Genomic DNA, 20416 nt, shown 5'->3' with positions numbered 1-20416 from the left:
TCATCCTCCACCTAACTCTCTAGGCTAAGCGAATTGGCTACAATACTCCCTTGGAGATATACTATATTCCTTTTTAAATGCTCGGTTAAAACTCGAATAGTTACCAAAACCGCAACGCATTGCTGCATCCATTATCTTTGCTCCATCTCTAAGCAGCGCTCTTGCCATTATAAGACGCTTCTTTTGAATATAATTATGAATAGTATATCCGGTATATTTTTTAAATTCCCGCAACAAATGATACTTGCTGATAAAAAACTGCCCGGCGAGCTTATCTAACGTAATCTCTTCATCGATACTGGAATTGATGTATTTTATGACCTCATTAATAACCGGATTATTATCAATATCTGCCTCAATCTCCTCTTCCGATGTTTCGAGGTATGCCCTGTTAAGGTAAACAATCAATTCGTTCAAATACACTTTTTTCAATATGTCACTGCCGAACACCGTACTTCTGCTGGCCGTTTCCAACTTTGCGACAATACTTCTGAGGTAAGTCAGATTTTCAATACTGGGACGGAGCAAGTTGTATTTTTTTTGCGAAGTATATTCAAAGCACATAAACAAATCTGTTTTATCAGTGCAAAGTCTTGCTATATATCCAGGATCAATCCATATAACTATACGGTCATACACCGCGCCGCTTCCGATAACCAGCTTGTGTAACTCCTTATTGTTTACCAGAATGATATCCCCAGGCTTTAACTTGTAAGCTTTTCCCTCAATGAAGTAAGTCACATAGCCCGATATAAAGAAATACACTTCATAAAAATCATGGCTGTGGTAATCCACCTCAAAAAGAGACATATCTCTGTTATGAAAAAACTCAAAATCACTCTCAATCATGTATTGCCTTGTTGTAAATTTTTGCTCCATCGGACACTCACCGTCCTAAAAAACTACTATATTTTTCACCATGCAACTATCTTGCAAGCCAGCCACCGTCTACTGCAACAGTATAACCATGAACATAATCCGAGGCACTAGAAGCCAAGAAAACCACTGGCCCCTTCAGGTCTTCCGGTAGCCCCCACCTTCCAGCCGGAATACGAGCTAAGATGGAAGCATTTCTTTCCTTGTCCTCACGCAGCGCCGAAGTATTGTTGGTTATCATATAACCTGGTGCAATAGCATTGGCATTAATGTTATATTTTGCCCATTCATTGGCCATAAGTCTCGTCAACCCCATCACACCGCTCTTGCTGGCTGTATATGAAGGTACACGGATTCCGCCCTGAAATGACAACATGGAGGCAATATTAATAATTTTCCCACCTGTTCCCTGTTTAATATACTGTCTTGCGACAGCCTGACTTAAGAAAAACAGGGTTTTGAGATTGACATTCATTACATCGTCCCAGTCTTTCTCGGTAAAATCGATGGCATCCTCCCTTCGGATTGTGCCTGCATTATTCACGAGTATGTCTATTTTCCCAAAGGTCTCGACTGTCCTGTCCACAATCCCCTGCACTGGTTCAGTACTTGTAAGCTCTGCTGTAAGTCCAAGGAATTTCCTCCCCATTGCTTCAATTTCTTCCTTAATGTCCGGTACGCTTGAGTGACCAACACCCACAATATCTGCTCCCGCCTCCGCAAGGGCCAATGCCATTCCCTGACCGAGTCCTGTGTTCGCTCCAGTTACTATTGCAACCTTTCCGTCAAGCTTGAATTTATCCAGAATCATAGATTTCCTCCCCTATCTGATTTCCTTCATTAGAACCGGGTCCATATCCGAGAATACCTGATTTTCTCCAGCCATACCCCATATAAACGTATAGTTGGATGTTGCGCATCCGGTGTGTATTGACCAGCTTGGAGAAATAACAGCCTCCTCGTTTCTCATGACAATATGCCGTGTCTCGTTCGGTTCTCCCATGAAATGGAACATAACTGCATCCTCAGGCATATTAAAGTAGAGATATACTTCCATCCTGCGGTCGTGGGTATGGCATGGCATGCTGTTCCACACACTGCCCGGCTCTAAGATAGTCATTCCCATAACCAACTGACAGCTTTTAACCCCTTGGGGATGAATATACTTATAAATTGTCCTCTGATTGGATTCGGCCTGGGACCCCATTTTAGCCGGTTCGGCCTTGCTTATCTCGATTTTCTCTGTAGGATATGCACAATGTGCCGGTGTACTGTTTAAATAAAATTTTGCGGGATTTTTCGGGTCTTCACTGGAGAAAATCACATCTTTTGCTCCCATCCCAATATATAATCCATCCCTGGTATCCAGTTCATACACAGTGCCATCCACTGTTACTACCCCTTTGGGGCCGATATTGATAACCCCCATTTCCCTTCTTTCAAGAAAATATTCCGCACGCAGCTCCTTTCCTGCTTCAAGGACAATAGGATCAATTGGGCATACAGAACCGGCAATCATTCTATCAACCTGGCTATACACCAGCTTAATCTCTCCCGGTACAAGCAATCCCTGAATCAAAAACTCTTCTCTTAGTCTTGAAGTGTCATAATTCTTTACGTCCCTTGGATTTGCTGCATTTCTTATTTCCATTTATATCTCTCCTGTTCTTTATTATTCAGAAAGGGCATTCACCCATTCTCTAATACAGAGTAATAAATATAACCTATAATGTAACGCCGTCTTTAAATATGGCAATTTCCCGACAGTCATTGACTTCATTTTTTGTTAATATTTCCCCGGAGGCTACATCCATTGCATAATGCCAAAACTCTTTTGCCAATTCCTCCATTTTTGCCCCCTCAATCAATGCTCCTGCATCGAAATCTATCCACTTATGCTTACCTTTATAGAGCTCCGTATTGGTAGATATCTTGACGGTCGGAACCGGTGCCCCCAACGGCGTGCCTCTGCCGGTTGTAAAAAGAATCATTTGTGCACCCGATGCTGTAAGTGCTGTAGAAGCTACAATATCATTTCCCGGGCCTTTAAGCAGATTGAGTCCGGGCATTTTTGCCGGTGTTCCATAATCCAATACATCTGTGACATTTCCTCTTCCGCCTTTTTGGATACATCCGAGGGACTTTTCCTCAAGGGTGGAAATGCCTCCTTTTTTGTTTCCCGGCGACGGGTTGTCATAAATCACCTGGTCATGCCTCATATAGTATTCCTTGAAATCGTTTATCAGCCTTACGGTTTTGTCAAAGACCTCCCTACCGACACACCTGTTCATCAACAGTGTTTCGGCGCCAAACATCTCCGGTACTTCCGTAAGGATGGAAATGCCACCTTGTGCGGTTAACATATCTGAGAAAGCACCTACCAAAGGATTTGCCGTAATTCCGGAAAAACCATCAGAACCACCGCATTTTAGGCCTACAATAAGCTTTGAGGCTCGACATTCCTGTCTTTTAAATCGACTGGCATATTCCACCAGTTCCCCAATAATCTTAAGACCTTCATCGATCTCATCCTCAACATCCTGAGCCGAAAGAAAGCGGACACGCTTTTCATCAATCTGTCCCAACACCTTTTTGAATTCGGGAATATTGTTATTTTCGCAACCCAAACCTAACACCAATACACCTGCCGCATTAGGATGATTCACCAAGCCGGCAAGAATCTTTTGGGTATTTTCCTGATCCTCACCCATTTGTGAACATCCATAAGGATGGGTATAAGCGAATACCCCGTCTATCTCTCCCCTAAATCTCTCATTTGCCTCACGGGCAAGCCTTTCGGATATTTTATTTACACACCCCACTGTGTTTATAATCCAGATTTCGTTGCGTATACCTACCCTGCCGTCACTACGTACAAAACCCATAAAGGTGGATTTTGATTGTATTCCTTCAGACGGCAGCAATTTCGGATTATAAGTGTATTCAAGGATTCCATCTAATGCGGTTCTTAGGTTGTGAGTGTGTATATACTCTCCCTTTGATATGCTTCTTGATGCATAGCCGATGGAAAAACCGTATTTTACAACTTCATCACCATTTTCTATATTTTTCAGCGCAATCTTGTGTCCCCGGTCAATGTCTTCTCCTGCTGTAATTTCTTCATCACCGCACAGAACCTTCTGCCCCTTTTTGACATTGTCAAGCACAACTGCTATGTTATCCTTTTCATGTATTTTTAGTGCTAGGTTTCGATTCGTATCCATATTATTTTTCCATCCTTTGTTCTATTAACTTTCTGATATTACATCCTTTAAAACATTTTCTATTCCCTTTGTCATGATATCGAAAAGATAGTTTGATACCTTTTCTCTAAGCCCAGCTATACTGTTTAGGTCACACTCCCACCATTCTTCTTTTCCAAGCAGTTTAAGACAGATAGCCTCTAATTCTGCTTTTGAACCATCCCATTGATTCCAAATATCCAGGAAAGTATTCAGCACACTCAGGTCATCTATGATTTTATATTCATTCCCATTTCTATTGCCAATCAATGCTCCTTCATGCACAGCATCTCCTTTATAAAACGCAAACAGCGCTGCAAGGGAAAAAGTAAGTATCTTGGGCAATTCATCCCTTAGTTTTACATACTCCAACAAAGACGGAAGCACACGAGTTTTGAACTTAGATACCGAATTTAAGGAAATGCTGAGAAGATAATGCTTTATAAACGGATTTAAGAATCTCTCCAGCACATCCTTGGCATATTGCAAAAGTTCATCTTCAGGAAGATTAAGCGTAGGAATAATCTCTTCATATATACCTTTTTTCATGTATGCATTTACTATACTGTCATCAATACATTCCTGCACAGTATCCAGTCCGTAAAGGTACGCCGCCAATACTGTCATGGTGTGGGCACCATTTAGTATTCGAACCTTTCGTGTCCTGTACGGCTCCATATTATCGGTCCAAAGAACATTTAGTCCAGCTTCCCTAAAGGGAAGCTCCCTTTCAAGCTTTTTATCCCCTTCGATTACCCAAAGGTGAAATATCTCTCCAGTATCTACAAGGTTATCCCGATACCCCAGCATATTGGTAATATCCTCAATTTCATCCTTCGGATAGCCTGTTACTATCCTGTCCACCAATGTATTCAAGAAATAATTCGCCTTCTCAATCCATTCTTCAAAACGTTCGCCCAATTTCCACTCTTTAGCCAGCCTAAGAACAATTTTTTTAAGATTGTCCCCATTTCTGTCAATCAACTCACAGGGCATAATAATAAATCCCTTACTCATATCACCGTCAAACGCTTTGAATCTATGATATAAAAATACCGTCAACTTTCCCGGAAAGGACCCCGGCGGGGTATCGTCCGGTTTGTCATCAGGCGAATACGCTATTCCAGCTTCCGTGGTATTAGATACAACCACCCTGAGTTCCGGATTCTGCGCCAGCTTTAAAAACTCTTCAAAATTGGAATTCAAATCAATTCCACGGCTGATAGCCGTAATAACTTCCCAGTTATTCACAACCTCACCATTCTGAATCCCCCTCAATATGAGGGTATACAAACCGTCCTGACTGTTGATGACATCTATTAATCCTCCATTGATAGGCTGAATCACCGCAACACTGCCATTAAACAATCCCTTCGAATTTAAGCGGTTAAACATCCAGTCGACAAATCCACGCAAAAAGTTGCCCTCACCAAACTGAATCACCTTTTCCGGATAGGATTCCAAAGGACCTATCTTAAGGTTGGATATGTTTTTCAAACTTTTTTCCTTAACGTTATTCCTGCCAAGTACCTCCACTTGAGCATCACCTCTATTTGATATACATTTATACAATGATTATATAGCAACTTATTTGCACATTTCTTCTCTTTAGTTGACAAATATATTGCAAAAATTGCTGGTATAAATTAGAGTTGATTATCCAAGGACTTCCTATAGTTTAAGGGTGAACATCCGACAATTTCACGAAAAACCCTGTTAAACTGCGCAATACTGCCAAATCCAGTTTTTTCGGCAACTTGAATCATTTTTAGATTATCGTGGCTCAAAAGCTTCTTGGCCTCTTTCACACGAACAGTGTTTATGTACTGCACAATTGTATATCCGGTAATCTCCTTGAACGTACGGCACAAATAGTACTGGCTGATATAAAAACGTTCTGCAATTTCACCGACGGACAGTTGCTCACTGTAATTGGTATTGATAAACTTCACAATATCCGCTATCTTTTCGTGTTTCGGGCAGTTGGAAAAGTACTCCTTTTCATTATGTTCATCCACATGTCTTGATATAAATACAAGCAGCTTCATCAAAAGTCCCTGCAACTGTACTTCAAAACCAGTGGGCTTTTTTATTATTTCTTCAGTCATCTCCCTAAATATGTTTTCAATGTAGTTCTGATCCCTTAAAGAAAGCTCCATAACGCTGTATTTTTTTTGCGCCATAAAATCGAGAAGTGCCGATACTGAACCGTTAAGAGTCTCTATAAATCTCTTTTCAAAATACACCAACATTCTCTTGTGATCCGGCAGATCGGCATCGGTGGTCTTGTGCATTTCTCCCTGATTTATAAAGACCAAATGACCTTTTTTTATTCGAAAAACCTGGTCCTTTATAAAGTAATACCTCTCCCCTGATAAAAGATAATATATTTCATATTTTTCGTGAACATGCTTTTTACTCATTGAAAAGTAGCCGATTACATCACTACTGGAAATTGAAAAAGCATTATCCTCTGTTGAATAAATCTCTATATTGTTGCTGATAACAACCATCCCCTTTTATGATAATTATATCAGCTCTTATAGCTCTAAGCAATATATGATTGAAATTTATATTTTTAAGCAGGATTCACGCAGATTTTGTTTTTGCGCCATTGTATAATCTAAATATAAAAGATAAGAGTAAATTCATTAGCGGAAAAGGAGTTTTGATAATATGGATAATTCTGTTCTTCTGAAAAAAATGGCTTTTTCAGCTATGAACCGCCAATCGAAGTATATGGAGAAATGGTGTTATGAATTCGGCCTTATACTTAAATCAATTGAATCCGTATGGCAACAAACAGAAGAAGATATTTATTTTCGATACATTAAAGATAATATGGATCGCTTCATAGATGCCGGAGGAAGTATATCCGGCTATGATGCTTCCGAGCTAAATCTCGATCACATAAATCCCGGAAAAACTCTTCTGTTTTTATACAGATTTACCGGTGATGAACGTTATATGAAAGCGGCTTCAGTGCTTCGAAATCAGATTTATCTTCAGCCACGAAATCTTCAGAGGGGATTTTGGCATAAAAAAATATACCCTCACCAAATGTGGCTTGACGGTATATATATGTGCTCTCCATTTTACGCCCAATATGCGTCGATGATGAATACTCTAAAGGACTTTGATGATATTGCCCTTCAGGTTATTTTAATCAATGAGCAAACTCGAGACCCAAAAACCGGACTTCTTTACCATGCCTGGGACGAAAGCAAGGGCATGAAATGGTCGGATGACATCACCGGTTGTTCTCCGCATTTCTGGGGCCGCGCCATGGGCTGGTACTCTATGGCCCTTGTAGATATACTAGACTTTTTCCCTGAAAATCATAAGAAAAGAAGCACCATTATTGCAATTCTCTGCGACCTTGCAGAAGCTATTGTTTCGGTACAAGATTCCTCACTGGGAGTGTGGTATCAAGTTCTCGATAAAGCGGACGAAGCTGGAAACTATCCGGAATCCTCCGCATCATGTATGTTTACATATGCTCTGGCAAAAGGAATTCGCATGGGATATCTCGATGATAAATACATCCCCCATATCCGTAAGGCATTTGACGGTATCTTAGAACACTTTATCGACTTCACTACTGACGGTTTTGTCGATCTTAAAAACGTCTGTTCTGTCGCAGGACTTGGAGGAAATCCCTATCGTGACGGTTCATTTTCATACTATATCAGCGAGCCCGTAGTCACAAATGATTATAAAGGCTACGGTCCTCTCATTTTAGCAGTAGCAGAAATAATAAGACTCGGAGATAAAATACCATACGAAGGAGATAAGATATAATGTCTACAATATTTGATATTACACAATTCGGAGCCGATGCTACCGGCGCAGTTTTAAGTACATCGGCTTTTGCCTCTTGCATTCAGGCATGCTTTAACAGCGGTGGCGGTACAGTATATGTACCCTCAGGAACTTTTCTTACAGGTGCCATTGAATTGGAAAGCAATGTGAACCTCTACTTAAGTGCCGGAGCACGCGTTGTTTTTTCACAAAACCCTTCAGACTATCCCATCATTCGCTCCCAATGGGAAGGTGCCGAACATGAGGCATACATGCCCATGATTTACGGCAGAAATCTAGATAACGTATCTATCACGGGACAAGGCACCCTTGACGGTCAGGGAGATTTTTGGTGGAAGCAGTTTAAAGCAGGAGCACTATCTTATCCCAGGCCCCGCCTGATTAGTTTTGAAGATTCCTGCCGAATAACCCTCGATGGAATAACACTCATCAATTCACCGGCATGGACGATTAATCCCATTCGTTGCAACAACGTTACAATTAATAATATTGCAATCATAAATCCTCCAGACTCGCCAAATACCGATGGAATAAACCCCGACTCATCCAAAAACGTACGTATTTCCAATTGCTATGTAGATGTTGGAGACGATTGTATTACCATCAAATCCGGTACGGAAAAGTGTAATACCAGAATTAGTTGCGAGAATATCGCCATCGTCAACTGTACCCTGGTACACGGTCATGGAGGAGTGGTTATCGGAAGCGAAATGAGCGGAGGAGTTCGAAACGTTGTCATTTCCAATTGTGTATTTGAAGGCACCGATAGAGGAATACGCCTGAAAACCCGTCGAGGAAGAGGCGGTATTGTCGAAGATATTTTAGTCAGCAATCTGGTAATGAATGATGTAATGTGCCCAATAGTTATGAATAAGTACTATTTTTGTGGCGAAGGAGGAAAAAGTAATGAAGTTCAGGACAGGTCTGCCCACCTCGTTTCTTCCTCTACGCCGATTTTTAGGAACATTCGATTCTGCAATATCATTGCACGAAATGCCCGTGCTGCTGCCGTATTTATATTCGGACTTCCGGAGATGCCTGTAAGCCAAATAACCTTTAGCCATGTTGCTGTTTCAATGGCAGAAAACCCGACGGAGGAAATACCTGCAATGATGTGCGGCCTTCAGCCGATGAAAAAGAGAGGGATCTATTGCTGCAACACAGAGGATATCTGTTTTGACCATGTAACAATATACGGACAGGAAGGTTTGGCGGCTGAATTTGATAATTCCTACGGAATTCGCCTAACCTCCTGCAATTTTGACATTAGTGAGTAAAGCAAAATCAAAGTGCATTGAAATATTTCGTTCTTAGATATGCTATTCCTTCAACCATGGTTTCGGGTTTGGCATTCTCCATCAGTATATTAATATCCGGCTTATTCGCTTTGAGCAGCTTAAAAAGGAGGTCGTAGTTCAGCATTCCTTTTCCAGCCTGAACCGTAATCATTCGTCCCTCGGATACGACAAAATCCTTGGCATGCAGTATGACAATACGATCTCCAAAAAGCTCAAAGGATCTTGTGATGACACCCTCTTGGTCGTGGTAATTATCAATAGAAATTAAATTGACCGGATCAAAAACCACCTGAAGATTATTTGAATCAACAACTTCAAGTAGTTTGGCAATCCTTTCCGGAGTATGGGTCACATATCGAGTAACCCCTTCAATTGCTGCAATCACACCAAAACGTTCTGCCTCATCGGTCATTTCCTTTACACTATCTGCCAATTCACCAAAAGCCTTCTCTCCATGATTATCCGGATGGAATGAAAAGTCTGCATTGATAGAACCGGTTTCGGTTGCTACAATTCCGCAGCCGAAACCCCGTGCAAATCTCAAGTGCTCTTTGAATCTCTCAATTTGACGTCTCCTCTCTTCCTTATCTGGATGCACAGGGTTGATATAACAGCCTAATACTGCAATCTGTATTCCATACCGTTCAAAGGTTTTCCCGATTCGCCAAGCCATCCCGGGATTCAGCTTTCCTAAGCTGAAATCCATTCCGGAAATTGCCTTTGAAAGTGCCAATTGTATACAGTCAAAGCCCATTTCAGATATTTTTTGTGCCAGTTCTTCCACCGATTGTTTTCCCAAATCATGGGCTCTTACACCTATTCTCATTTCTATTCCTCCTATAATGCTTGTATTCAAATGCAAAAATATTTTCCTTGTGCCTTCGTATACTTTTTCAATTCCTTGATTTACTCAGCCATACTCATTTTTCTGTATTCAACAGGGGTCATGCCGACGGTATTTTTAAAGACGGTGGAAAAGTACTGGACGTTTTGATAGCCGAGCTCCTCGCAGATCTGATAGATTTTCTTGCTGCTGTTTTTCAGCATTTCCTTTGCAAGTTCCATCTTTACATTTCTAACATATTCCACAAACTGAATGCCCATTTCCTCCTTAAAAAGCCGACTTAAGTAGGAAGGATTAAGATTAACAAACTCCGCCACTTCACCAAGGGATATATCCCTCTTGCAATTCTTTTTTATATAGCTCACTGCAGAATTTATTACCCATCCCGCCTTTTCCGCTTTTTTTTGGTTGATAACCGCACATGCCCGTTCCACCAGGTCATCATACCATTCCTCAATCTCGTCGAGAGTCTTCTTTTTGAAAAACTCTCCGTATAGATGTACAGGAGTTCCATACAACTGTTCCGGGGATATGTTCATCTCATAAAGTGTCCTTAACATCGACGACAAAAGCTGACAATATACCTGCTGCACATAGTAATATGGAATGCTTCCGCAGCTAATTATCTGAGAAATTTTTGCTCTGGTAAGCTTCTTTACCTCATCGGCTTTGCCTGTAGAAAGAATGTTCTGAAGGTTTCTGAGTATTTCAATGAGGTCATTGAAAAGATGCGCATGCTTCATCTCTTTCATATCGACATTGTCTATATACAGTACAGTATTATTTCCATAAACCAACCGATAATTAAGTGCCTTTACAGCTTCCTGATACGAAAGAGAAGCATCCCTAATATGAGGATAGATTCTTCCCACTCCGGCACTGACAGATACTTTTGTTTCAAGGCGTATTGAGTTCTTAATTTTTTCAGCCGTTAGAGTAACATCTTTAATAGCAGCAGTAAACTCACACCCCGCATTGTATATCATCACTACTTCATTGTTATAGCTTTGAAACACAATCTTTTTGTAGCATTCAGGGAGAAACTCCCTAGCCATTTCAGCAATTCTTAAATTTATAAGCTGGAAACTCTTTTCAAAGAATTCATCAGGAGTCTCTGTTTGATCGTCAATAGTAAATACTGCCACACCCACATTTGAGTTATCAAGGTCAATTTCATACAAGGCAAACTGTTTGGTAAAGTCTCCCGTAAGTCTTGCTCTGCCCATAATCAAATTATTATGAAAATGCTCTCTTAAGATAGGAAGATTATTTTTGTACAGCTCTTCCAATCGGGTTATGCTTTCTCTTTCCCGCTTTTCTTTCAAAATAGCGTCCCGCGCTTTTAAAACCTCATCTATAATCTTTTTCTTTTTTAGTGGCTTTGTAATATAGGATAGCACACCGAGGGAAATCGCTTCCTGTGCAAACTCAAACTGTTCATAGGCACTGATGATTATGATTCTAACCTCCTGTCTGGCTTTGCGAATCTCCTTTACGAGCTCAAGGCCGCTTAATCCCGGCATCCTGATGTCAGTGACGACAATGTGGACTTTCAAGGTATTTACCAGTTCCAGTGCTTCAATACCATTTCTTGCTGTTCCTGCAATTTCAATGTCATAGCTTTTCCAATCAATACTTTGCTTAAGTCCGTCCAGAATAATCTGCTCATCGTCAGCTATAAGCATCTTTAGCATAACTTCCCCTCCAAAGGCTTATTAAAATTAAAAGGTATAATAACTGTAACCTTAGTCCCAACACTCTCAGTACTGCGTATGCTCAGACCGTATTCTTCGCCATAGTAAAGCTTGATGCGTCTATTGATATTTGCAAGAGCAAAATAATTATCTTCATCGACCTTGTCGTTTGCGAGAAAGTCGGAGATTTTTTTCAATGTATCGGAGTTTATGCCTGCGCCATCATCCTCAATTGTAAAGAAGACCTTGTTACGAATCCTGATTCCTTTGACCTGTATCAGGCTTTCTCCTGTCTTCGGCTCTACACCGTGACAGATAGCGTTTTCCAACAGAGGCTGCAGCATAAAATTTGGTATCATCATTTCAATAATTTCATCATCAAAATCAAAAGTGCATTCAAAACGGTCTTTAAAGCGGATTTTTTGTATCTTGACATAACTCTCCAACTGCTGTAGAGTATCTGCCACCGAGATAAAATCTTTCCCTGCGTTGAGGCTGCGTTTGAAATAAGTTGATACGGAGTCTACCAATATTTCAAGCTCTTCATACCGCTCCAATTGAATCAGCCAGTTCATATTGTCAAAAATATTATATATAAAGTGAGGATTGATTTTTGACTGCAAAAGCTTCAATTCCGCGTCTTTCTGCAGTAGTTTCTGCGTGTAAAGCTCTCCAAAGAGATAACGTATTTTCTCCACCATATCATTAAATCTGGAATAAATAAATCCAAACTCATCTGTATCTTTATGCCTGATGTGTATATTGAAATTTCCCTTTTCCAATTGTCTCATGGAGACGATTAGCCTGTTCAGTTTTCTGTAAACAGTCTTGGATAGCAGAAGAATAAGAGTAGCTGCAGTTACCACATTCATAATGAGAAAAAGAATAAATATAGAGTTTCTAAGTTCTGTCATTTGCTGCATTGATGAGCTTGCGGGAACTAAGGTTACATACTTCCAACCGGAGTATTTTGATGTATCGTATACCAGAACATACTTTTCTCCATCAATCCAGCACAATTTTTCTCCACTTTCTCCCTCAAAATAGGATTTAAGATTTTCTATTTGCTCTTGAACAAATACGTTTTTATCTATAAAAGTGCTAATCATTGTGTTATTGCTGCTGTCCAAAATCATATTATTGTATTCGGATTTGCTGCGAATGATATTCTTGATATAATACTTATCGAAATTCACCGCCAGTACCCCGGATTTTGCACCGGTAGACAATACATACATAGGTCTTATCATAGTGATTTGCTCGTAGTTTCTGTCCGGTAAGAAACCAAGCTTTTTGCGGTATCCATCCGTTAGAAAGAATTTCTTATCCACAAGCTCCCTATAATAATCCGTCACTTCTCTCGGCTGCTCGGAATAGACGCCATAATCACTGGTATACAGCTTTTTGCTTATATAAAGATACAGGTCAATGGAAGCAGCGCTATTGGAAGAATACGTAACAATACTTTTAAGGGTATCTACAATATCCTTGTCGACAAAATAATCATTGGGTTTGTCCTGGTCCCCATTCTCAAGCTTGTTCTGTATTTGAAGATTATTTTGCACAACATCGGCAGTGTACTCCATGTTTTTTATAATCATGTCTACATATTCCATTGTCTTGCTTAATCCGTTTTTGCTTTCTGTGATTAAAATCTGCTCAATATTCTCTGAATACATCCTGTAAAACATCCAGTTAAAAATAAAGAAGATAATAAGGGCAGCTATAAAGAAGTAGAAAATGATCTTTTTCTTTGTAGTAAATATTCTATGATCACTTTTGATTTGTTTAACCTCAGCATTATAATTACGCCTCATAAACTAAAACCCCAACCTAATAAAACACTATAAATTTATTATATCACAGGTATACATAAAGATGAATGGAATGTCTGGCCTACATTATCTCAATTACTTTGACTGCCACTATATCTAAAATGAAATTGCAGGATGAGAGATTATCCCGCATCCTGCAGCCTCAACTACAAGTTCAAGAATATATATTTTTATATTGAAAGAGGATACTAATTATTTAATTGCTCTAACATTTGATCACCTTTAATGCTCTTCCAGAATGCTTCATATTCTTCATAGCCTTCATCTACAGTAATAGTACCTAGAATAATCTTTGATGAAATCTCATCAATCTTTTTCTTATATGCCGATAGATTCTTGTCATAAAGGTCTGACTTTCCTCCAGGTATCAAATATTTCGGTCCTAAGTGTTTGTTTGCTTCTTCCACAAGTTCCATCTGGCGAGGCAGTAATTTCTCTGTACTTTCATCCCATTTGAATCCATAATCTGTAAATTTAGGGTAGTATAACAAGAACTGATTTACATCGCATTTATAACCTGAATTTAAAGCTTTCTCCATAGGTTTGATATAACCGTTTTCAATAGTGTAGTGCTTATCCTCTACCCCAAGGCACCTTAACTTGACACCTTCCTGGGAGTAGAAATAATACTTGATTACTTCCATTGCCTTTTCAGGATGTTTTGACTTTGAGGAGATACAGATTACATCCTGAATAGCCTCATTCAAGTTTCCACCCTGACCGTTAGGTCCTTTGAGTTCATATATAGGAACAAACTCTGTAGTTGCGTTAACTTTCTCGCTTTCATTAACAAAATATATATATCTGTTAAAATAGTCTATGGTGGATGCTGCTTTTCCTGAAAACAATTTTTCTCTAATGGTTGCATTTTCATTGGTTAGGAATTCCTGATCCCAAATCTTATCTTTATAAAGCTTTGCAACATAGCTAAGTGCCTCTCTTGCTTCCGGAGTATTGAATCCATCGTAATATTTTCCGTCTTTATCAACTCCGATGCCATAGTAAGCACCAAAAGGATTAAAGAAAAATGGCAGATTATCAAGAAATTTTGGGAATGTGAATGGTGTAATACCCTTTCCTGCCAACTTCTTCATCTCATTATAGAACTCTTGAGTTGTAGGTGTTTCGGAGAGATTTACTCCATATTGATCCATAAAGTCTTTTCTAAGCCAGATGATTTTAGACATCGGCACATACATAGGCACAGCCTGAAGGCTTCCATTTACCTTGAGATAATCTAAATACTCTGGGTCAACCAGTGACGTAATCTCCGGAGCATTTTTTATCAGGTCATCCATAGGCATTGTATAGCCCCTCGAAGCCATAACCTGAATATTATCCATTGCTTTTCTTACTACAAATATATCCGGAATCTCACCTGAAGTCAAAAGAACATTCAACTTGTCATTATAACTGCTCTGTGGAGGTGCTATGATTTCCAGATCAGTATTTGTCTTCTCCTCAATATATTTTTCAACTTCCTTCATTAGTTCAGGGTCGACAGCTTCTCCTCCCCAACCTGTCTGGGACATGCAAAAAGTCAACTTAACCCTTTCCTCTGCTCCATCTTCCGATGTCTTCTTATCATTTTGACATCCGGCAAGTAAAGAAACTGACATTACAGAACAAAGCAACAATGCTGAAAGTCTTCTTCCAAAAAGCATTTTTTTTGCTCCTTTCAAAACCATTTTCTTTTCCCCTTTCTTATAATTATATAATAAATGTGTTGCTTAGAAAAATTATTCTTTTATCGATCCCAGCATAATGCCGGATATAAAGTATCTCTGTATAAAAGGATATAAAATCAGTACTGGTATCATAGTCATTACCATAACGGCCATTTTAAAGTTATTTAACGCCGATGCAGATGAAATCGCAGATTCCGATTGGAATATCAGCTGTCTTAATAAAACCTGAAGTGTATATTTGCTACTGTCGTTAATAAACATAACCACGTGAAGGTAGTTGTTCCAATGTGAAACCGTATAGAATAATGTTACTGCTGCGATAATAGGTATGGAAACGGGAATTACAATCCTGAACAAAATTCCCAACTCCGAGCACCCGTCAATTCTTGCTGCTTCGATAAGACTTGTAGGTATTGAGCTCATATAGTTCTTCATCAGAATAAGATTATAAGTTGAAATTGCTGTAGGTATAATGAGAGACAGATAACTATCTATCATACCTAAATTCTTTACAACCAGATAAAACGGTATAATACCCGCATCTAAAACCATAGTGGCAACAACGAACCTTATCAAAAATTTCTTTCCTATAAGATCCTTTTGAGCCATTGCATATCCCATCACCACTGTCAGTACCATTGAAACCAGTGTGGAAGAAATTGTAACTATAATTGAATTGCGAAACGCTGACATATATCCGCTTTTAAATATCTTAGTGTAGTTCTCAAAGGTAATTCCCTGAGGAATGAGAACATACCCTTCTCTCGCCACTACCGAATCCGGCGAAAGAGATGTTACTATTACAATGAGAAGCGGAATAAGAACTGCCATGCTCACAAGAAATAAAAACAAGGCATTTGCTATATTAAACACTTTTCTTCCAACGCTTGTATACTGTAGTGTTCCTGAACTCTCTCTACTCACTTTATTCACCCCCCGTTAATTAAATAATACCTTCTCCTAGGAACTTCTTGCTGATTTTATTGCAGCCTATTACCAATATTGCACTTACCACAGCTGTAAAGAGACTTACCGCAGTTGCATATCCAATGTTTCCATTAAGAAGGCCTTCGGTAAATGAATATGTAGTCAATACTTCACTAACACTGTAAACAGATGGTACATACATGACAAGCACCTGTTCGAATATAAGAAGTACACGCGCAACAGTAAGCAGGAGAACAGTTGCAATAGTGCTTTTCAAAGACGGCAACGTAACATACAGCATTTTCTGCCAATATCCAGCTCCATCGACAGTAGCCGCATCATATAGCTGAACATCAATAGTGGAAATTGTAGCAATATAAATAATAGTACCGTAACCCACGTCTCTCCACATATATGATCCCACAAGCACCGATCTGAACCAATTCTGGTCAGCCATAAAATATATCGGGTCTCCTCCTAAAGACATGATTATCTGATTTACAATACCTTCACTAGGCGACAATAGCATTGCAAATATTGCTCCTACTACAACCCAAGAAAAGAAGTGCGGTATATAAACAATAAACTGCACAAGTCGTTTGAGTCTTACAAATATGAGTTCATTCATTAAAAGTGCTAGAATAATCGGAAGCGGAAAATAAAATAGCAAATTACAAAAGCTGATAATTAAAGTGTTACGAAAAGCTCCCCAAAATCCAGGGGATGTAAATAGTTGTATAAAATTCTCAAAGCCAATAAAAGATATTTTAGCTTTTGTTCCATAATCAGTGAATGCTGCCAATGCTCCAAGCATTGGGGTATATTTAAATATAATATACCATAGTATCCCCGGAATCAAAAGAATGAGAATAGGTTTTTGGCGATGGAATTTTCTAGCAAACTCACTACGACTTTTCTGTTTTACCATCCCTTTTTCAGCAACAACTGTTGTGTTCGTACTCATTTTTCTCTCTCCTTTTAAACATGCAAAATCATTTCTGTTCTACTCTGATTTATCTCAAGTTGCCTTACTTCAAAATGTTATAAAAATTGCTACCTGATTTCTACATGACAATTTTGTTGTTTTGTTCATATTTTTTACATTAGCAGAATTTGATCTTATTTTCCATTGAATATATTAGCTACACTTGATAGAATGATTATTGCTTCATCCCCTTCATAGGAAATGGAAATAAGCAATTTAAGAATTAACCTTAAAGGATGTGCAAAGCAAAATGTCGAGTCTTTCAAATGAACCCTTTAAATCACAGGAGTTAGAAAAGAAAGATAACAGATCCAGACTAAAAAAGTTTATTGATATTTATACGGATAAGTTTACCAATATAGTTTTGCTGAACCTGATGAGTATTATATTAAATCTTCCGGCAATTTTAATTGCATTTTTCTTCAGCAGTTATTTCTTTACCAATGATAAGGAATTGTTAAGTCTAAACTATTATATAGGATATATTACAATTAGTCTTCTGGTATGTGTACCCATAGTTACAGTCGGTCCTTTTCAAGCTGGTTTTACTTATATTCTGAGAAACTTTGCAAGAGAAGAACATGCCTTCATTCTCAGTGATTTTGTTAAACAATCAAAGAAAAATTGGAAGCAGAGCTTGATGGTATCATTAATTGATATAGCTATAACAGCTGTTTTGCTTTATGAACTGAATTTTTTCCGCGCCCAGACAAGCATAATCGGTATAGCTGTATATTGTTTGGTTTTGCTTGAATTCGTATTCTTTTCAATAATGCACATGTACATATATCAGATTATGGTTACAATTAATCTGACGGTTTTGCAAGTATATAAAAACGCATTTATACTTACAATAATAAACTTCATTAAGAACTTTTTTGTCTATTTATTATGTTTAGGATTAATAATTCTATTATCAATTTTCCTGCCTGTAGGCATATTGGGTTTTGCATTTTTATCCTCAGCGACAATAGGTCTTATAATAAATTATCATGCCCATACTGCAGTAAAGAAGTATTTAATTGATCCGACAAACACTTAATCCAATTTTCAAAAGTCCCCTTGTTGCATAGGACTTCATTAAGCCTTGAATTTTTGACTATGCTGTAATAATATTTATATGGTGATAACATTTGAATTTAAAATATACAGTTGATAAAGAAACCTCGGGTAAGACCGTAAAATATATATTGAAAAACCAGCTTAAGCTTTCCGAAAGGCTCATTAAAAAGCTAAAGTATCAGGGTAAAATTCTATGCAACCAATCTCCTGTTTATGTCAATGCCACTGTCTGCGAAAAAGATATTATCGAAGTGGACCTGGACTTTGATGAGTCATCCATGCTCACTGAGCCTCAGGACATACCCATAGATATAATCTATGAAGATGAGGCCTTTATTGCTTTGAACAAACAGCCCGGCATCGTTGTACATCCTACATCTTCGCACCCCACCGGTACCCTTGCCAATGCCATATCGTTTCATCTTAAGAAAAAGGGGATCATTAAAAAGGTTCGCCCGGTTATAAGACTGGACAGAGATACCTCCGGTATTATTATATTTGCCAAAAATCCTTATTCCCAAGAATTCCTTATTCGTCAGATGAATGACAAAACCTTTCTCAAAGAGTACATTGGTATTGTGCACAATGTCTTAGATAGCGACAGTGGGACAATAGATCTTCCCATTGCCAGAAAACCCGGAAGCATAATGCTAAGGCATATTTCTGCTGATGGGGACCCTGCCGTGACTCACTATACGGTACTGGAGCGTCTAAATGACGCTACATTGGTTAAATTCAGACTGGAGACCGGAAGGACTCATCAGATAAGGGTTCACTGCCAAGCCATCGGTCATCCTCTTATCGGTGATACCCTATACCCTTTCGCCGATACTCCCGACTCTGTTTTGGGCAATGAATCCTATATTACCCGAAACAGTCTTTCTTTCATAACCCCCGAAATCCTTGACAGGCAAGCACTTCACTCCACAAGGGCTGTCTTTTTGCATCCTTTCACCAAAAAAACCCTTGAACTTACTGCGCCAATACCCGGTGACATGAAATCCGTTCTGGAAATATTGAGAAAATAATCGTCTAAACATTTACACAATAAGGTATTGGTGTTATTATAGTACTTGCCTTCATTACAAAGGTATTAGTTTATTGTGCCCCTTGGTACAAATGATCTATGGGCTATATCGAAATGCAATGAACTGTTTGTTTCCAGAAAGTATAGTTTTCTAAATTTGCAGCTAACCAGCTTTATAAATATGCTTCAAAAAAAGAAATGGAGGTATTTAAGTGGAAGTTTTAAAAGACCGTTATTCCATCACAGAGCTTAGCAGATATCTCAATGTTACCGATCATACTTTAAGATATTATGAAAGGGAGTTCAATCTGTATGTCCCAAAGGACAAAAGGGGTAGACGGTACTATACGCCAGAACTTGCCAATATTATGTATAAGATTAAGGCTATGAGGGATGAAGGACTCGAGATTAAGGCTATAAAAAAAATTCTGCAATCGGAAAATGTGATAACAGAACCTCCCCCAGTCGTGACTGAGGATATTACTGTACCTGTAGCAAAGCCAAATTACACCGAAAGTACCCTTGATATAAAAACTTTCTTCCAAGAATTCGAAAAGCAGCTGACCAACAGCTTTTCTGTAGAGGTAGAGTTGGCAAAGGAGCATATGAGCAACGAGCTCAATAAAACTAAGCTTGAGCTCGGGGCATGTTTTGAAAATAATGTCAGGAGGCTTGAAAGTAAGCTTGACAAGCATTTTGAAAATGTTGACCGCTCTATAGGAATGTGGAGAGAAAAAAACAAAGATGGTCTGTTAAAACGCCTTAAAAAAAAGGTTTTTAAATAACCAAAACAAAAGGGGACTACTGCCCCTTTTGTTTTGGTAATGTAAATAATTTTGTGTATCGGAATTTTTACAATCCTCCTTAGCAAGAAATTTTGAATTTTTGAAGTTTACAGAATGTTACCTTAAATCATTTCTTCATTATATATTATTGCCAGTTTTGCCGAGTTTTATACATAAATTTGATTCGATTTGGCCATAATTGATTATAATAGGGTATTCTGTCCTTTTTCTCACCGCTTTTAATTTTGTGAGGTCTAGCCCGTCCGGCGATGAGGACGAGCCCTTGAGGGCGGTGGGGGTGAATGCTTTTAAATGTAGTTCTCTAATCTAC

Annotated in this window: 17 protein-coding genes; 5 read left to right on the top strand and 12 right to left on the bottom strand. The window is 38.8% G+C overall.

Annotation, left to right across the window (positions count from 1 at the left end; translation table 11 throughout):
* Nucleotides 1-24 precede the first annotated feature (24 nt).
* The 6 genes from EFD62_RS12200 to EFD62_RS12175 all read right to left on the bottom strand — a co-directional run bounded on the left by EFD62_RS12200 (nucleotide 25) and on the right by EFD62_RS12175 (nucleotide 6631).
* Nucleotides 25-879 carry an AraC family transcriptional regulator gene (locus tag EFD62_RS12200; protein WP_069193677.1) on the bottom strand — a complete coding sequence of 285 codons (855 nt, stop codon included), beginning with the start codon at nucleotides 877-879 and terminating at the stop codon, nucleotides 25-27.
* 46 nt (nucleotides 880-925) lie between these two features.
* Nucleotides 926-1687, bottom strand: coding sequence for a 2-dehydro-3-deoxy-D-gluconate 5-dehydrogenase KduD (gene kduD / locus EFD62_RS12195; protein WP_069193676.1), 762 nt, complete (start codon nucleotides 1685-1687; stop codon nucleotides 926-928).
* A 12-nt stretch (nucleotides 1688-1699) separates the two neighbouring features.
* Nucleotides 1700-2527, bottom strand: coding sequence for a 5-dehydro-4-deoxy-D-glucuronate isomerase (gene kduI / locus EFD62_RS12190; RefSeq protein ID WP_069193675.1), 828 nt, complete (start codon nucleotides 2525-2527; stop codon nucleotides 1700-1702).
* 73 nt (nucleotides 2528-2600) lie between these two features.
* Nucleotides 2601-4100 (bottom strand): UxaA family hydrolase, encoded by a 1500-nt coding sequence (locus tag EFD62_RS12185; RefSeq protein ID WP_069193674.1) that lies wholly within the window; start codon nucleotides 4098-4100, stop codon nucleotides 2601-2603.
* A gap of 24 nt (nucleotides 4101-4124) precedes the next feature.
* The gene (locus EFD62_RS12180; protein WP_083225096.1) at nucleotides 4125-5654 is read right to left on the bottom strand and encodes a tagaturonate reductase; all 1530 of its coding nucleotides are present in this window, start codon (nucleotides 5652-5654) and stop codon (nucleotides 4125-4127) included.
* Between the two features lie 110 nt (nucleotides 5655-5764).
* On the bottom strand, nucleotides 5765-6631 hold the full coding sequence (locus tag EFD62_RS12175; RefSeq protein WP_083225095.1) for an AraC family transcriptional regulator: 867 nt from the start codon (nucleotides 6629-6631) through the stop codon (nucleotides 5765-5767).
* Between the two features lie 163 nt (nucleotides 6632-6794).
* Here EFD62_RS12175 and EFD62_RS12170 point away from each other — a divergent pair, with 163 nt between their 5' ends.
* Together EFD62_RS12170 and EFD62_RS12165 are read left to right on the top strand one after the other, a co-directional pair.
* Nucleotides 6795-7919, top strand: a complete 1125-nt coding sequence (locus tag EFD62_RS12170) for a glycoside hydrolase family 88/105 protein (protein ID WP_069193673.1) — start codon at nucleotides 6795-6797, stop codon at nucleotides 7917-7919.
* Nucleotides 7919-9217, top strand: a complete 1299-nt coding sequence (locus EFD62_RS12165) for a glycoside hydrolase family 28 protein (protein ID WP_069193672.1) — start codon at nucleotides 7919-7921, stop codon at nucleotides 9215-9217. The genes EFD62_RS12170 and EFD62_RS12165 overlap by 1 nt, the downstream gene beginning before the upstream one ends.
* 7 nt (nucleotides 9218-9224) lie before the next feature.
* Here the strand turns inward: EFD62_RS12165 and EFD62_RS12160 are convergent, their stop codons facing one another.
* The 6 genes from EFD62_RS12160 to EFD62_RS12135 all read right to left on the bottom strand — a co-directional run bounded on the left by EFD62_RS12160 (nucleotide 9225) and on the right by EFD62_RS12135 (nucleotide 17190).
* A complete protein-coding gene (locus EFD62_RS12160; RefSeq protein ID WP_069193671.1) occupies nucleotides 9225-10064 on the bottom strand; it encodes a sugar phosphate isomerase/epimerase family protein in 840 nt (279 codons plus the stop codon).
* A gap of 80 nt (nucleotides 10065-10144) precedes the next feature.
* Nucleotides 10145-11776, bottom strand: coding sequence for a response regulator transcription factor (locus EFD62_RS12155; RefSeq protein ID WP_128706209.1), 1632 nt, complete (start codon nucleotides 11774-11776; stop codon nucleotides 10145-10147).
* Nucleotides 11770-13593, bottom strand: a complete 1824-nt coding sequence (locus EFD62_RS12150; RefSeq protein WP_128706208.1) for a sensor histidine kinase — start codon at nucleotides 13591-13593, stop codon at nucleotides 11770-11772. The genes EFD62_RS12155 and EFD62_RS12150 overlap by 7 nt, the downstream gene beginning before the upstream one ends.
* A gap of 206 nt (nucleotides 13594-13799) precedes the next feature.
* Nucleotides 13800-15299: an extracellular solute-binding protein gene (locus EFD62_RS12145; RefSeq protein ID WP_083225094.1), complete on the bottom strand. Its 1500-nt coding sequence runs from the start codon at nucleotides 15297-15299 to the stop codon at nucleotides 13800-13802.
* Between the two features lie 51 nt (nucleotides 15300-15350).
* Nucleotides 15351-16223, bottom strand: coding sequence for a carbohydrate ABC transporter permease (locus EFD62_RS12140; RefSeq protein WP_069193667.1), 873 nt, complete (start codon nucleotides 16221-16223; stop codon nucleotides 15351-15353).
* Nucleotides 16224-16242: 19 nt separating this feature from the next.
* Entirely contained in the window at nucleotides 16243-17190 is a 948-nt protein-coding gene (locus EFD62_RS12135; protein ID WP_069193666.1) for an ABC transporter permease, read from the bottom strand.
* Nucleotides 17191-17461: 271 nt separating this feature from the next.
* Between EFD62_RS12135 and EFD62_RS12130 the strand changes: the two genes are divergently transcribed.
* The 3 genes from EFD62_RS12130 to EFD62_RS12120 all read left to right on the top strand — a co-directional run bounded on the left by EFD62_RS12130 (nucleotide 17462) and on the right by EFD62_RS12120 (nucleotide 20085).
* Entirely contained in the window at nucleotides 17462-18253 is a 792-nt protein-coding gene (locus EFD62_RS12130; protein WP_069193665.1) for a YesL family protein, read from the top strand.
* A 91-nt stretch (nucleotides 18254-18344) separates the two neighbouring features.
* Entirely contained in the window at nucleotides 18345-19301 is a 957-nt protein-coding gene (locus EFD62_RS12125; RefSeq protein WP_069193664.1) for an RluA family pseudouridine synthase, read from the top strand.
* A 211-nt stretch (nucleotides 19302-19512) separates the two neighbouring features.
* Nucleotides 19513-20085 carry a MerR family transcriptional regulator gene (locus tag EFD62_RS12120; protein WP_069193663.1) on the top strand — a complete coding sequence of 191 codons (573 nt, stop codon included), beginning with the start codon at nucleotides 19513-19515 and terminating at the stop codon, nucleotides 20083-20085.
* Nucleotides 20086-20416 lie beyond the last annotated feature (331 nt).

Source organism: Acetivibrio mesophilus (genome assembly GCF_004102745.1).
In the GTDB taxonomy this organism is placed as follows: Bacteria; Bacillota; Clostridia; order Acetivibrionales; family Acetivibrionaceae; genus Hungateiclostridium; species Hungateiclostridium mesophilum.
The sequence above is the reverse complement of the archived record's forward strand: the minus strand, read 5'-3'. Positions and strand labels throughout refer to the sequence as shown.

Excerpts from the sequence above, each read along its gene's own strand:
- EFD62_RS12150 (WP_128706208.1), bottom strand. The coding sequence starts at position 13,593 with ATGAGGCGTAATTATAATGCTGAGGTTAAACAAATCAAAAGTGATCAT.
- EFD62_RS12145 (WP_083225094.1), bottom strand. The coding sequence starts at position 15,299 with ATGGTTTTGAAAGGAGCAAAAAAAATGCTTTTTGGAAGAAGACTTTCA.
- EFD62_RS12185 (WP_069193674.1), bottom strand. The coding sequence starts at position 4,100 with ATGGATACGAATCGAAACCTAGCACTAAAAATACATGAAAAGGATAAC.
- EFD62_RS12200 (WP_069193677.1), bottom strand. The coding sequence starts at position 879 with ATGGAGCAAAAATTTACAACAAGGCAATACATGATTGAGAGTGATTTT.
- EFD62_RS12175 (WP_083225095.1), bottom strand. The coding sequence starts at position 6,631 with ATGGTTGTTATCAGCAACAATATAGAGATTTATTCAACAGAGGATAAT.
- EFD62_RS12155 (WP_128706209.1), bottom strand. The coding sequence starts at position 11,776 with ATGCTAAAGATGCTTATAGCTGACGATGAGCAGATTATTCTGGACGGA.
- EFD62_RS12165 (WP_069193672.1), top strand. The coding sequence starts at position 7,919 with ATGTCTACAATATTTGATATTACACAATTCGGAGCCGATGCTACCGGC.
- EFD62_RS12135 (WP_069193666.1), bottom strand. The coding sequence starts at position 17,190 with ATGAGTACGAACACAACAGTTGTTGCTGAAAAAGGGATGGTAAAACAG.
- kduD (WP_069193676.1), bottom strand. The coding sequence starts at position 1,687 with ATGATTCTGGATAAATTCAAGCTTGACGGAAAGGTTGCAATAGTAACT.
- EFD62_RS12170 (WP_069193673.1), top strand. The coding sequence starts at position 6,795 with ATGGATAATTCTGTTCTTCTGAAAAAAATGGCTTTTTCAGCTATGAAC.
- EFD62_RS12160 (WP_069193671.1), bottom strand. The coding sequence starts at position 10,064 with ATGAGAATAGGTGTAAGAGCCCATGATTTGGGAAAACAATCGGTGGAA.
- EFD62_RS12130 (WP_069193665.1), top strand. The coding sequence starts at position 17,462 with ATGTCGAGTCTTTCAAATGAACCCTTTAAATCACAGGAGTTAGAAAAG.
- kduI (WP_069193675.1), bottom strand. The coding sequence starts at position 2,527 with ATGGAAATAAGAAATGCAGCAAATCCAAGGGACGTAAAGAATTATGAC.